11 protein-coding genes are annotated in these 13,042 nt (G+C 61.0%); 8 read left to right on the top strand and 3 right to left on the bottom strand.

Annotated features, from left to right (window positions below):
* Positions 1-107: 107 nt before the first annotated feature.
* The gene (locus ACZ9HU_RS02755; protein WP_476102063.1) at positions 108-1,613 is read left to right on the top strand and encodes an aldehyde dehydrogenase family protein; all 1,506 of its coding nucleotides are present in this window, start codon (positions 108-110) and stop codon (positions 1,611-1,613) included.
* Positions 1,614-1,709: 96 nt separating this feature from the next.
* Positions 1,710-2,927, top strand: a complete 1,218-nt coding sequence (locus ACZ9HU_RS02750) for an alpha/beta hydrolase (protein ID WP_476102061.1) — start codon at positions 1,710-1,712, stop codon at positions 2,925-2,927.
* A gap of 52 nt (positions 2,928-2,979) precedes the next feature.
* Here the strand turns inward: ACZ9HU_RS02750 and ACZ9HU_RS02745 are convergent, their stop codons facing one another.
* Together ACZ9HU_RS02745 and ACZ9HU_RS02740 are read right to left on the bottom strand one after the other, a co-directional pair.
* Positions 2,980-4,326, bottom strand: a complete 1,347-nt coding sequence (locus ACZ9HU_RS02745; protein WP_476102059.1) for an MFS transporter — start codon at positions 4,324-4,326, stop codon at positions 2,980-2,982.
* On the bottom strand, positions 4,323-5,177 hold the full coding sequence (locus ACZ9HU_RS02740; protein ID WP_476102057.1) for an alpha/beta fold hydrolase: 855 nt from the start codon (positions 5,175-5,177) through the stop codon (positions 4,323-4,325). Before ACZ9HU_RS02740 ends, ACZ9HU_RS02745 begins: the two co-directional genes overlap by 4 nt.
* Before the next feature lie 119 nt (positions 5,178-5,296).
* On the opposite strand from ACZ9HU_RS02740, the gene ACZ9HU_RS02735 reads away from it, so the two are divergent.
* Genes ACZ9HU_RS02735 through ACZ9HU_RS02720 form a run of 4 tightly spaced genes read left to right on the top strand, consistent with a single transcriptional unit; the run spans position 5,297 to position 9,619 of the window.
* On the top strand, positions 5,297-6,595 hold the full coding sequence (locus tag ACZ9HU_RS02735) for a M24 family metallopeptidase (RefSeq protein ID WP_476102055.1): 1,299 nt from the start codon (positions 5,297-5,299) through the stop codon (positions 6,593-6,595).
* Complete coding sequence (locus ACZ9HU_RS02730; protein WP_476102054.1) at positions 6,592-7,410, top strand: LLM class flavin-dependent oxidoreductase; 819 nt, start codon at positions 6,592-6,594, stop codon at positions 7,408-7,410. Before ACZ9HU_RS02735 ends, ACZ9HU_RS02730 begins: the two co-directional genes overlap by 4 nt.
* Positions 7,410-8,654 (top strand): LLM class flavin-dependent oxidoreductase, encoded by a 1,245-nt coding sequence (locus ACZ9HU_RS02725; protein WP_476102052.1) that lies wholly within the window; start codon positions 7,410-7,412, stop codon positions 8,652-8,654. The genes ACZ9HU_RS02730 and ACZ9HU_RS02725 overlap by 1 nt, the downstream gene beginning before the upstream one ends.
* Positions 8,651-9,619 carry an alpha/beta fold hydrolase gene (locus ACZ9HU_RS02720; protein WP_476102050.1) on the top strand — a complete coding sequence of 323 codons (969 nt, stop codon included), beginning with the start codon at positions 8,651-8,653 and terminating at the stop codon, positions 9,617-9,619. Before ACZ9HU_RS02725 ends, ACZ9HU_RS02720 begins: the two co-directional genes overlap by 4 nt.
* On the opposite strand, the gene ACZ9HU_RS02715 is transcribed toward ACZ9HU_RS02720, so the two are convergent.
* On the bottom strand, positions 9,609-10,832 hold the full coding sequence (locus tag ACZ9HU_RS02715) for a serine hydrolase domain-containing protein (RefSeq protein ID WP_476102048.1): 1,224 nt from the start codon (positions 10,830-10,832) through the stop codon (positions 9,609-9,611). The two genes, ACZ9HU_RS02720 and ACZ9HU_RS02715, sit on opposite strands and share 11 nt — an antisense overlap.
* A gap of 161 nt (positions 10,833-10,993) precedes the next feature.
* Here ACZ9HU_RS02715 and ACZ9HU_RS02710 point away from each other — a divergent pair, with 161 nt between their 5' ends.
* Positions 10,994-12,199, top strand: coding sequence for an FAD-dependent oxidoreductase (locus ACZ9HU_RS02710; protein ID WP_476102046.1), 1,206 nt, complete (start codon positions 10,994-10,996; stop codon positions 12,197-12,199).
* 93 nt (positions 12,200-12,292) lie between these two features.
* Positions 12,293-13,039, top strand: a complete 747-nt coding sequence (locus tag ACZ9HU_RS02705) for a maleate cis-trans isomerase family protein (RefSeq protein WP_476102044.1) — start codon at positions 12,293-12,295, stop codon at positions 13,037-13,039.
* The last annotated feature ends 3 nt before the right edge of the window (positions 13,040-13,042 follow it).

Genomic DNA, 13,042 nt, shown 5'->3' with positions numbered 1-13,042 from the left:
AGCGGACTATCCGCCAAGCGAATTTTTGGCCTCGCGCAGTGGTCATTCGCCCGCCCCATGGGCAGTTTCGACCGCAAGGTGGACGCGCCATTCATGGAGAAAGAACAATGCCCCTCGATCTGAACACTCTGCGCGGCGATTCGCGTGAATTTCTGGCCCGGCGCGGTTCGGGTGAGGGGCTGTTTATCGCGGGCCAGTGGCAAAAGGCGGACGGCGGACGCACGCTGCCGACGCTGGACCCGGCAACGGGCACCCAGACCGCCGAAATTGCCGCAGCCAGTGTGGCCGATGTCGAAGCCGCGGTTGAAGCGGCGCGTGCGGCTTTGCCCGCATGGCGCGCCACTGTGCCGGTCGAACGCGCACGCATCCTGTGGAAAATCGCCGATCTGATCGAAGCGCACATCGATGAACTGGCCGAGCTCGAAACGCTCGATCAGGGTAAGCCGCTTTATGTCGGGCGCTGGGCCGAAATCCCCGGCGCGGTCAACCAGTTTCGCTTTTTTGCCGGACAAGCCATGACCATCGAGGGCAATACGATCGAGAATTCGATCAATTATCAGCCCGCCGGAAAACAGATGCGGTCCTGGACGGTGCGCGAGGCCGTGGGCGTGGTCGCGGCCATCGTGCCGTGGAATTCGCCCTTGGTTCTGACCGCGATGAAGCTGGCCCCGGCGCTGGCGGCGGGTTGCACCATCGTTCTGAAGCCTGCGGAGGATACCTCGCTCACCGCGCTGCGTTTGGCCGAACTGATGGCCGAAGCGGGCGTTCCGGCGGGCGTGTTGAATGTGGTGACGGGGCTGGGTTCCGAAACCGGGGCAGCGCTGGCCAATCATCCCGGCGTGGACAAGGTGGCCTTTACCGGATCGACCGTCACGGGCCGAGCGATCCTTGATGCCGCCAAGACCAATTTCAAGCGCGTGACGCTGGAACTGGGCGGCAAGTCGCCTTCGATTGTCATGCCGGACGCCGATCTCAATCTGGCCATCCCCGGCGTTGCCAACGCGATCTTTTTCAATGCCGGACAGGTCTGCATCGCGGGCAGCCGCCTTTATGTCCACCGCTCGATCCATGATCAGGTGGTCGAAGGCGTGGCCAATTATGCCAAGAGCATCAAGCTGGGCCATGGCCTGTTGCCCGACACGCAAATGGGGCCGGTCGTCTCGGCCCGCCATGCCGAACGTGTCGAAGGTTTCATCACCCGCGCCAAGGCGCAGGGTGCGACCATGCTGGCCGGGGGCGAACGTACCGGAGAGGCGGGCACCTTCATCACGCCGACGGTCGTGGTTGATGTAAAGCCCGACTTTGAAATCGTGCGCGAGGAAATCTTTGGCCCGGTTCTGGTGGCGCAGGCCTTTGACGACGTTGAAGAAGTCGTGGCCGCCGCCAATGCCAGCGAATATGGCCTTGCCGCCAGCGTTTGGACCGAAAGCCTGAGCCACGCCCACCGTATGACCAGCGACATTCGCGCGGGAACCGTGTGGATCAATTGCCACGCGATGTATGATGCTTCGCTGGCCATTGGCGGGGTCAAGGCGTCGGGCTGGGGCCGGGATTCGGGCAAGCAGGCCATGGACAATTACCTTGAATGGAAGACCGTTTGCGCCGTCGTTTGATGGTTCATACCCGATAGGTGGATAGGAGGGCGCGGGGCGTTGTGATTGGCCCCCGCGCCTTCAGCTTTCCCTTTCTTGTTGAAAGGGAAGTAATCCATGCGGGGAAATCGCCTTCTATCTGCTCTGCTCTTTGCCAGCGCCTCTGTTGCCATCATTGGCCCGGTTCATGCGCAAGGTGCGACTTGCCAAAAGATTTGGTTCACCGTTGCGGCTCCGCCGGTGCAATCGGTAGAAGTGCTGCCCGATGGGCGTGTGACCTTTCGCCTTTGCGCGCCGATGGCCCAGGAAGTGTTGGCCACCAGTTCGGATGCCGGTGATGTGATCCCGATGGGCTTTCCCGCCGGAACGCCGCAGGGGTTGGCTCTGACCCGCGATGCCACCGGATTGTGGACCGGCACCAGCGCGAAACCCTTCAAGCCCGGCCCCTATCGCTATGGCTTCCGGGTGGATGGCGTGCGTACCGCCGATCCCTATGCTCAGGCATTTTCGCGCACGCGCTATGGCATCGAAGCCGTGCTGGAAATCCCCGGCAGCCAGTTTCAGGCGTGGGACGCTAACCTGCCCCACGGCACGGTGGCCAGCGTGGATTATTGGTCCAAATCGCTCAAGGCCCGGCGGCGCGCCCATGTCTATACGCCGCCCGGTTATGAAAAAGGCAGCGCCCAGCGCTATCCCGTGCTTTATCTGGTCCATGGCGCGGGCGACAATGATGAAAGCTGGACCGGGATCGGCCACGCGAACCAGATCCTCGACCGGTTGATCGCGGCGGGCAAGGTCAAGCCGATGATCGTTGTCATGCCTGATGGGCATACGCCGGATGCGGCCCGCGCCATTGATTTTCACGCCCATGATTTTGGCGATGATCTGACCAAGGATTTGATCCCCCTGATCGATGCCACCTATCGCACGGATGCGCGAGCCGATGCGCGGGCAATGGCGGGCCTGTCGATGGGCGGTTCACACACGATCCGTGAAGGGTTGACCCGTACGGGCATGTTCCACTGGATCGGCATATTTTCCATGGGCGTGGGCATCGGCAGCCAGACCGGCGTCGATCCCAAGCGGATCGAGGAATACACTACCGAAAATGCCGCCGCCTTGAAACAGGCGGCGCATGACATGCATCTGGTCTATTTCGCGATGGGCAAGGAGGACTTCCTCTACGCCTCGGTCAAGCCGACCCGCGAAGTGTTTGACCGTTTTGGCATCAAACACGTCTATCATGAAAGCGAGGGCGGCCACACCTGGGTCAATTGGCGCGACTATTTGAATGATTTCGCGCCGCGCCTTTTCCAGACGGGGGGTAAGCGCTGATAAAGCAAAGGCCGGGATGTTTGCCCATCCCGGCCTTGTTAAGAACGCCCGATCAGCCCCGCGCCGCCGCCAGCTTGGCCTCGTCCAGATCATAGAGCCACAGGAAAACCCCGTTCACCACAAACATGGCCGCCGGGATGACGGCATAGCCCATGGTCAATGCAAAGATCGCACTGTCCGGTTGCGTGACCAGCTTGCCCCCCAAGGTTGGGATATAGTGTGCCGCACGCAGGAAGATGCCCAATATCGCCACGCCCAAAGCGAAACTGGCCTTTTCCAGAACTGCGGCGGTGGAGGACAGCAGGCCCTCGCGGCCCATGCCGGTGATCACCCGGTCATAGACCATCGTGTCGCCCAGCATCGAGATTGACATCAGGATCAGCGCCCCCGAACCAAAGCCCGAAGAAATGCCGCGCAAAATCAGTTCGCTGCTGCCCGGTGCATTAGGGGCGGCCAGCCAGCTCAACGCCGTGGCGCAGAAGATGAACACACCGATCAGATAGGTGCCGCGCTTGCCGATCTTCTTGCCGCTCCACACCCAGATCGGCATCGACAGGGCGGTGGTGATATTCTGCACCGAAGTCAGCAGAATCTGGCCACTGTAACCCACATTCAGCACGTTGAGCAGAAACAAAAGGCCGCAGGAGCCGATGCTGGCAAAGGCCAGAAATTGAAACACTTTGGCGCCCAGCAGCAGCATGTAGGGCCGGTTGCGTGTCATCAGCGCGATCTGACGCGGCAAGGAAAGGGCAGGTGGGGCGTCGACCTTTTCCTCTTGCGCATGGGTTGACGGCACTGAAAGCACCGTGGCGGTCATCGCCCCGAAAATCACCAGCGCCATCACCAGACCCATGGTGGCATAGGCCGGGCCGCCCGCGCCGCCTGATTTGATGATCGCCGCCGCTCCGGCGGTCGCCAGCATTTGCCCGATCGACACAAAAACCGTGCGGAAGGACAAAAGCCGCGTTCTTTCGGCAAAGCCCTCGGTGAGTTCAGCGGGCAACGCCATATAGGGCACGGCAAACAGAGAATAAGCCGTGGAATAGATCACTTGTGCCGCGATCATATAGGCGATCAACGCGCCTTGGCTGAGCGCGGGCGGGGCAAAGAGCATCAGGAAGGATGCCGCCGACAGAAACGCGCCCAGCATCATGAACGGACGGCGGCGGCCCCAGCGGCTGCGGGTCTTGTCGCTCATTGATCCGATGATCATGTCGACCACCGCGTCATACAGTTTCGCCCCCATCATCAGATAGCCCGCGATTTCGGGCGATTGACCCAGAACCGTGGTCATGAAGGCGGGGTAATAGGCGGTCACGGCGTTGAGCATGATCGACACGCCCACCGTGCCAATGCCAAAGCCAAGGCAGGTCCTGATCGGCAAACGGTCGGCGGTCATGCTTTATCTCCGGCTAGGAAATGGAGGATCGCGGCGGCCTTTGCGCCATCGCCGGGGGGAATGGCGGCGGCCCGCCCATGGGGCAGGATCTCCAACGCCCGCGCCACAGAGGCATTGAGCAAGGCCAGTTCACTTTCCGGCTTGAGCAGCAAGGTCGGGGCATCAATCAGGCCCATCCGCTCAAAGGCGCGATATTCAAAGGCCGCGATATAGGGTTTTGAATAAGTGTCCCAAGATTTCAGCACATCCAGCGTGATGCGGTGCAGGATTTCGGGCGGCGGCATGGGCACCGAAAGGCGGTGGGCCGGATCCTGCATGAAATGGGGAAAGAACAGCGCCTGATCGCGGCAAAAATTGAAGGCCCAGATCAGGTGGCGGCCATAGGCATCCGGTTCGACGAGGGGCGCGTAATTTTCGATCACGGCGGCGCGCAATTCGTCGGAATATTCGGTGATGCCGTCCAATATCACCCGGCGAACGCGGTCGAGATGCCCCGCCGCCATTTCACAGGCGATGCGTGCGCCGGTATGCGTGCCGTAAACATCGACCTTATCAATCCCCAGCGTGTCCAGCATCCGCACCATCGATCCGGCGAAATAGGCAATATCGGGATGTTCGGGCGCGGGCGGAGCGCTGTCGCCATTGCCCAGCGTATCGGGCGCCAGGATCGGTCCCTGATGCCCGGCGGCACGCAAGGCCCGCATCAAAGGCTGGCTGAACCAGCCCGACGCGGGTGAGGCGTGGAGCAGGAGCAGCGGCACACCGCTTCCTTCCATCTGGCGCAGGTGGATCTGTCCTTCGTCCAAAGTGACGAAAGCACGCATGATGGCGGGGGATTTGATCGAAGTCATGGACAGCGAAGCTAACCCGCATCCCTGCGCGGACTTGTCGCATCCTGACCTTATCCAGCAGGCGGATAGAAGCCTTTTGTCACAGGGCAGCGCGAGTTTTGCATGGTCAATTTGCAGCCATGTTACAGACCGGCTCCAATGATGATGTCCTTTTCGACGGGTTGAATGCCGCAGGGCCGATCAATCTGGACGAAGCCTATGCCGTGATGGAGCGCTGGGGGCTGGACGCGCTGGTTTGTGCGCAGCCGGTCAATGTGTTCCATGCTCTGGGCCACTGGCCGCAAATTGGCCGCACCCGCATGGGGCAACCTGCCGGAACGTTTGCCATTCTGACGCGTCGCCACATGGAAAAACCGGTTTTGGTGACCAGCCGGTTCCTCCATTTTTACACCTATGCCGATGGTCGCGGGCCGGTGGAGGCGTTTCTATACGATGATCTGAGCGATGGGGACGATCTGGGGCAGAATGGCGATTTTCCGCTGTGCCCGGATCGCGGCTTTGCCCCGCTTTCGGCCATGGAACAGCATCGTTTCGCCATCAGCGGGGCCGCGTTGAAGCATCGCGCCGCCTATCGCCATGCGGGCGGTGCGCTGGTGGCGGCTTTGCGGGAATTGGGCGCATGGGGCGGGCGTATCGGTTGGGATGATCCCTTGATCGCGGGTGTTCTGGCGCGGCATGATCATCGGGGCGAGAGCATTGCCGCCGACAATGCCATGCGCGAAATTCGCCTTATCAAATCGCCGCAGGAAATTGCGTTGATGCGCCGCGCCGCCGATGCCAATGCCGAGGCCCTTGTGGCGGTGGCGCAAGCCGTGCGGGCCGGGGCGACCTATCGCGACCTGCATGGCTTGTTCCGGGCGGAAACGGCGGCGCGGGGCAATACGGCGGTCTTCCTGAACGTTGATCGGTCATCCTCGGAATCTAACCCGCATCGCATTGCCGATGGTCAGGCGCTGTTCCTCGACGCGGTCAGCCATTTTCAGAATTACCACGGCGATATTGCCCGCACGATCTTTGTCGGCGAACCCACGAAATCGGCGGCGCGTGCGGCCGATGCCGCTGCCTATGGCTGGCAGGCGGTGCGCGAGGCCTTGCGTCCGGGCTTGCGCTTTTCCGATATCGTGCGGATCGGGCAGGACGCGCTTAAGCGCGGCGGCTTTGATGTTCAGGTCGGCTTTGGTCCGCATTCCTGCGGTTTGGCCCATACCGATGAACCGGGCGAAGATGCCAATGATTTCCAAGGCGGGTTCTGGCGCAAGCCCGATCTGGAACTGCGCCCCGGCATGGTGATTTCGGTCGATTGCCCGGTGCTGGATTCCGGCGTCGGCGGTTCGGCCCATTGCGAAGACCTCGTGCTTATCACGCCCGATGGCTGTGAAACCATCCATTCCTCTCTTTCAGCGGTGATTGTCGTATGACCAGAAGCTTTATCCTTTCCGCCAGCATCGGCGATCCGGCGCTGGCCGATCCGGCCTATGCCGCGCAAATCCTGCCCATGGCCGAGGCCGCGGGGGTCGATCTGTTGATGCTGGGCCGTCATGACAGCCTGCCCTTTGATCCGCAGGTGATTGCCGCATGGGGCGCGCCGCGTGTGTCGCGCCTGGGGCTGGTGCCGGTGGTGTCGACCCGGATTGCCCATCCGTTCCACGTCGCCCGCTCCTTGTCGGCGATCGACTATCTGTCGGGCGGCTTGCTGGGCTGGTGCCCGGTGGCCCAAGGGGGCAGCGCGGCGCAACTGGCCGATCTGGTGCGGGCGACGCGCTCGCTATGGGACGGTTGGGATGATGATTGCCTGATCATCGACAAGGAAAGCGGGCGCTATCTGGACACGTCCAAGGTGCGCCCCAGCAATTATGTCGGAACGCATTACAGCACGCGTGGGCCGGTCAATGCGATGCGCCCAAAACAGGGCCATCCGGTGTTGGTGTGTGATGCCGCATCGCCCTTTGCCGTGCCGGGCGTCGATGTGGTGATCGCGTCCGAAGGGCAGGCGTTCCCGGCCGCCGCGCGCCGACTGTTGCGCGCGGAATCGGGGTTCGATGTTGCCGCTGTCGCTGGCCGTTACGAAGCGGGCGATATCGATGGTCTGCACATCGACCTGACCAATCCGCGCGCCCAATTGCCCGCTTTGGGCGAGGCGTTGGCATCGCTGACCCTTGGCCGCCCATATGGCGAAACCTTGCGTGAAAGACTGGGCCTGACGATGCGCGCGGCCCATGAGGAGATTGCCTGATGCCCCGTTCGCAGAATGCCCCCGCCATGCACCTTTGGGCCTTTTTGCAGGGCATCGGCCATTACCCCAGCGGTTGGCGTCATGCCGGTGCAGAGCCGGAGGGTGTGTTCAACATGGACTATTACGCCCGTGTTGGCCGTCTGGTCGAAAAGGGCCGGTTTGACGCCATCGTGTTCGGCGATCAGTTGCAGTCGCGCGGCGTCCGTGGCCGCACGCCTGAACATCTGGCCATGCCGACGCTTGATCCCATGGCGTTGCTGTCCGCTATTGCTTCGGTGACCAGCCATATTGGACTCGTCAACACGCTCTCGACCACCTATTGGACGCCTGAAGGTTTGGCCGAGCGTTTTGCCACCATGGACCGGATGAGCGGTGGGCGTGCGGGGTGGAATATTGTCACCACCGCGCACCCGGACACCGCCCCGAATTTTGGCGATGACGAACTGCCGGAAAAATCACTGCGCTATAAAATGGCGGCCGAAACGGTGACGCAGGCGCAGGCGATCTGGCGTGAAAAGAACGCCGCCTTGGGTACATCGCCGCAGGCTCGCCCTGTTTTTGTGCAGGCCGGTCAGTCGTCCGATGGCCGCGACTTTGCCGCCAGCATTGCCGAAGCGATTTTCTGTTCCGCCCCCACGATGGAGGAGGGTATCGCTTTTCGCACTGACATGCGCGCGCGCGTCGCTGCGGCAGGACGTGACCCCGATGCGGTCAAGATCATGCCGGGTCTTTCCTTCATCCTGGCTGAGACCGAAGCGGCGGCGATTGCCAAGGATCAGGCGATCCTCGATCTGGCCGATGAGGCGCTTTGCATTGAATATCTGTCGGAATCGCTCAATTGTGATTTGACGGGTTTTGATCCGGCCGGTCCCATCCCGGTTGGTCACATTCTGGAACAGACCTGTTTCCCCAAGGCCGATATTGGCCGCGCGCTGGAAAAGCCTGCATCAATTGGCCTGCCGCTGGGCAAATTTGCTTCGGGCTATGTCCGCACGCCGCGCGGGCACAACGTGTTTCGCGGGACGGCGGCCCAATTGGCCAATATGATGATCCAGTGGGTCGAGGCAGGGGCCTGTGACGGCTTCACCCTGCAACCAGCCTATATGCCGGGCGAACTGGAAATCTTTGTCGAAGAAGTGGTGCCAATCCTTCAGGCGGCGGGCGCGCTGCGCAGCGAATATCCGGGCACGACTTTGCGTGAATCGATGGGCCTGCCGCGCTGGCCTGCGGATATGGCCGCGTGAAGGCGCTGATCGCGGCGCTGGCGTTGATCGGGGGCGGGGCGTATGCGGCCTCCCCCGAAACGCCCCCCGAAACACCCAATGTCCATACGGACCGCGCGGCGGTTGTAAAGCGTTGGGCCGGGGCGCCTTCGCGTTTCGTGACCGTCGATGGCGTGCCGATCCATGTGCGCGAAGAAGGGCGCAAGGGCGCGCCGGTTGTGGTCTTGCTGCATGGTTCGATTGTGAACCTGCACGAATGGGATCTGGTCGTGCCCTTGCTTAAGCGGGACTATCGGGTGGTTCGGTTCGACTGGCCGCCCTATGGCCTGTCGGGGCCGGACCCCAAGGGCGTCTATACCACGCCTCGCGCCGCCGAACTGATGGACGGATTGATGCGCCAGCTTGGCCATGACCGTTTCGCGCTGGTTTCGACCAGCAACGGGGCCAATGTCGCGCTGGAATATAACCGGGCCTATCCGGGGCATGTGACGGCGATGGCGTTTTCCATCCTGCCGCTGGAACGCCCCAGCCAGACGCGAAAGGTCGGGGCGCGGATGATGGAACTGATCGCCGAACAGAAGGCCAAGACGCCCGAATGGCGCAGCCATGCCTTTTTCCGCGAAGTATTGAAAGACACCACGCCGCCCGGTTTCGAACCGACCGATTGGATGGTGGACAGCATTTTCGATGCGGACAATCTGCCCGACGCCTATCGCAATCAGGCATCTTTCCTTGCCGCCAATGTCGAATTGTTCAAGACCGATATCGTCAAGCGCGAGACCGAGGCCGTCACCGTGCCGGTGTTGCTGCAATGGTGCACCTATGACACGGTAATCAGCCAGAGCGCGGCGGAATCCAAGGCGCGCTTCCCCAATGCGCGGGTGGAATATATCGAATATCCCACGCTTGGGCATTTCCCCATGTGGGAAAATCCCAAGCTGTTCACCCGCGATCTAAAGGCTTTTCTGCGCCGAATTAAGGTTTGATCGCCCGGATCAAAAGATTGGGCAGATAGGCATTGTCCCATTCCGCCTGTGTCGGTGACGGCGCGGGCGGGGTGGCCCCGATACGCAGCACGATCAGGTCATATTTGGGCGAAATATAGACCACCTGATTCGAATTGCCGTCAAACAGATACATGGCCGGGTCAAGATAGGGCTCGCTGTGCAGGACTTGCGGGCCAAGGGTGCCGGGCGCGCCAAAACCGCGGCGCTGATGATAAGGTTCTCCGATCCAAAGACCGAGGCCGAAATTGGGATTTTGCGGCGTGCCCTTGCGCATTTGGGCGGTATATCCCTTGGGCAGCAGACGCTTGCCACCCCAAATGCCATCGGCGTGGATAAACATCGCCAAACGCAGATAGGTTTCCGCCGGGAGATAGGTGCAACAGCCCGAATGGGCCAGGCCGCCTTCGCGGTCCACCCAGATTGTGCCGCCTGCTGCCCCGATCTTGGCCAGCACTTCGGTGCCGACAAATTCGCCATAACGGCGGCCTGTGGCGCGCTCAATCACCAAGGCAACCATGTCCGAGGGCGCATTAGCATAGGCGTATTTGGTGCCCGGTTCTGCCGTCATCGGATATTTTTCGATGATCTCGCGGTCATGCTCGGTCGAAAGATAGGCGGTGTTGAGCGGGTGTGCGGGATCGGGAGAAAAGCCCTGATCCAGCATGCCCGAACGCATGTCGAGCAGATGGCGCACCAAAATGCGTCCCTTTTGCGTGCCCTTCAATTCGGGGATGATCTCTGCCAGCGGCTGATCCAGACCTTTTATCCGGCCCAAGGCAATGGCCCGCCCGACAGCCAATGCGGTAATGGGTTTCGAGAGCGATTTGGACAGCATCGGCGTTTGCGCATTCATGCCCGGGCCATACCAGCTGTGGACCAGATCGCCCTTGTGCCAGACGAGAAATGCGCTGGACCGCATAGCGGCGGCATAGGCGTCGCCCTTTGCGAAAATTGCGCCGTCCAGCGCAGGATCGGACTTGGCCGTCATGGGCGTCCATGTCTTTGCCCCGATCAGCTTTTCCATCGGGGCATAGGGGAAATTGCCCGGATCCTTGAGGAACTGGGCGAATCTCTGTTGATAGACGGTCTCGTCGCCTGCAACTTTTTGCGCCAGGGCCGAACCTGCCATCAAGCCCACCATAGCCGCCGTCACGGCCAGCTTTTCCCATTTCACGCCCATAGTTTCGCGCATCCCTTGTTGTCATGAAGAATTGCACTGTGCCGCGCGGCTTTGTGCAAGCATGTGCAGGACCCGCCAATCCCCACTGTGCGGATAATTCCAGCACATGACGCACCTCAACCGGGCCAAGCGTCCATATCCAGTGCAAATCCGATGTTTGGAGTGCATGAGCTATGACAGGGGTAGAACGGTGCCAGGTTGCTATCGTGGGGGCAGGTCCCGTTGGCACAGTGACGGCCACCCTGCTGGCCAAGGCTGGCTATGACGTGGTGGTGTTCGAGGCGGGGCTGGATTGTGCGCAGGATTTGCGCGCTTCCACGTTCCATCCCTCGACGCTGGAAATGCTGGATGAAATTGGCATCACGCAAATGCTGCTGGATCGTGGGCTCAAGGCGCCGATCTATCACTGGCGCGACCGTTCGTCGGGCGAAGTGGTCGATTTTGACCTTTCCGAAATTGCCGATGTCACGCGCTACCCTTATCGCATTCAATGCGAACAGTATCACCTTTCGCGCGGGTTGGCCGAGGGGCTGGATCAATATCCCAACGCAACTGTTTTGTTCGGCCATCGTCTGCTGACGCTGGAGCAGGACGATACAGGGGTGAACCTGTGCGTGGAAACCATGACGGATATTAAGCGCTTCCGCTGTGACTTCGTCATTGGCGCGGACGGTGCGAATTCGGTGGTCCGGAAATGGCTTGGCATCGAATTTGACGGCTTTACCTATCCCGAACGCTTCCTGACGCTTTCGACGAAGCTGGAACTGGCGGACTATCTGCCTAATCTGGCTTATGTGAACTATGTGTCGGATCCGTCGGAATGGCTGGTTCTGCTGCGCGTGCCGTCGGTGTGGCGCGTTCTGGTGCCGACCGATGCGTCGTTGGGCGATGACTATCTGAAATCCGACGAGTTCAAGGACGGCATTTTCCAACGCCTGTTGGGCAGCGACATCCACGTCGAAACCGGCCATCGCACCTTGTACCGCGTGCATCAACGCGTGGCCAAGAGCTTTGGCAATGGCCGCGTCTATCTGGCCGGGGACGCTGCGCATCTCAACAATCCGTTGGGTGGGTTCGGGATGAATTCGGGCGTGCATGACGCCTTCAACCTGTTCGAAAAGCTCGACCCTGTGCTCAAGGGCACCAAGTCCAAGGACAACCTCGCGCTTTATGATCGTCAGCGCCGCACGGTAACGCACAGCTTTACCCAGCAGCAGACGATCGAAAACATGGCCTTTATCAAGGGCGGCGCCGACGAAGCGCATACCCGCCGTCGTCAGGCGATGCTGGCGCTCAAGGCCGATGATGAAAAGCGCCGCGCCTATTTGATGCGTCAGGCGATGTATGAAAGCCTGTCACAGGCCGCGCTGGTCGATTGATCCATTCGGGGCGGGGCGATGAAACGCTCCGCCCTTTTTCTATCCAATCTGGGCACGGTCCCCCGTCCTGCCTGTAACAAGGAGTATATTCGCATGGGTGACGTTCTGGGCTGGCGCAAGCTGATGGGGGTGATCGCGCCTTCGACCAACACGACGGTGCAGCCCGACATGGAGCGTATGCGCCCCGTCGGCGTGACGAACCATTTCAGCCGCATCTATGTCGAGGACCCGCTGGCGTTGTCGAACGAGGATTTCCTGGTCGGAACGCAGGCCATTTCCGACGCCACCCATGATGCGGTGCGCAGCGTGATGACGGCCAAGGTTGATTATCTGGTTCTGGGCATGTCGGCGGTCACTTTCTATGGTGGCGTTGAAGGCAGCAAAAAGTGGAAGGCCGATGTCGAGGCCGTCGCGGGCGTTGGCGCCAGCACGGGCGCCGAATCGGTCGCCGCTGCCTTGAAAGCCTATGGCGGGGTGAAGACTGTCAGCTTCGTTTCGCCCTACTATCCGGTGGCCAACACAGAAGTCCGCCGTTTCCTTGAGGAATCAGGCTTTGAGGTGAAGCGCGACAAGCCGCTGGAATGCAAGCGCTGGACCGACATCGCCAAGGTGACGCCCGACGACTTGCGTCCGGTGCTGGATTATTTGGACGGCGACGATGTGGACGCCATTGTTCAGGTCGGCACCAACCTTTCAATGGTCGATCTGGCGGTCGAATATGAGCAAAAGCTCTCCAAGCCGGTGATCGCCATAAACACGGCCACCTATTGGCACGGCCTGCGCGCCTGCGGCATCCAAGACAAAATCGAGGGCGTGGGCCGCCTGTTGGCAGAGTTCTGAGCC

This window comes from Novosphingobium sp. Sphag1I (assembly GCF_056279125.1).
The sequence above is the reverse complement of the archived record's forward strand: the minus strand, read 5'-3'. Positions and strand labels throughout refer to the sequence as shown.

Bases quoted from the DNA above. Each gene is read 5' to 3' on its own strand.
- ACZ9HU_RS02755 (WP_476102063.1), top strand. From the start codon at position 108: ATGCCCCTCGATCTGAACACTCTGCGCGGCGATTCGCGTGAATTTCTG.
- ACZ9HU_RS02750 (WP_476102061.1), top strand. From the start codon at position 1,710: ATGCGGGGAAATCGCCTTCTATCTGCTCTGCTCTTTGCCAGCGCCTCT.
- ACZ9HU_RS02745 (WP_476102059.1), bottom strand. From the start codon at position 4,326: ATGACCGCCGACCGTTTGCCGATCAGGACCTGCCTTGGCTTTGGCATT.
- ACZ9HU_RS02740 (WP_476102057.1), bottom strand. From the start codon at position 5,177: ATGACTTCGATCAAATCCCCCGCCATCATGCGTGCTTTCGTCACTTTG.
- ACZ9HU_RS02735 (WP_476102055.1), top strand. From the start codon at position 5,297: ATGTTACAGACCGGCTCCAATGATGATGTCCTTTTCGACGGGTTGAAT.
- ACZ9HU_RS02730 (WP_476102054.1), top strand. From the start codon at position 6,592: ATGACCAGAAGCTTTATCCTTTCCGCCAGCATCGGCGATCCGGCGCTG.
- ACZ9HU_RS02725 (WP_476102052.1), top strand. From the start codon at position 7,410: ATGCCCCGTTCGCAGAATGCCCCCGCCATGCACCTTTGGGCCTTTTTG.
- ACZ9HU_RS02715 (WP_476102048.1), bottom strand. From the start codon at position 10,832: ATGCGCGAAACTATGGGCGTGAAATGGGAAAAGCTGGCCGTGACGGCG.
- ACZ9HU_RS02710 (WP_476102046.1), top strand. From the start codon at position 10,994: ATGACAGGGGTAGAACGGTGCCAGGTTGCTATCGTGGGGGCAGGTCCC.
- ACZ9HU_RS02705 (WP_476102044.1), top strand. From the start codon at position 12,293: ATGGGTGACGTTCTGGGCTGGCGCAAGCTGATGGGGGTGATCGCGCCT.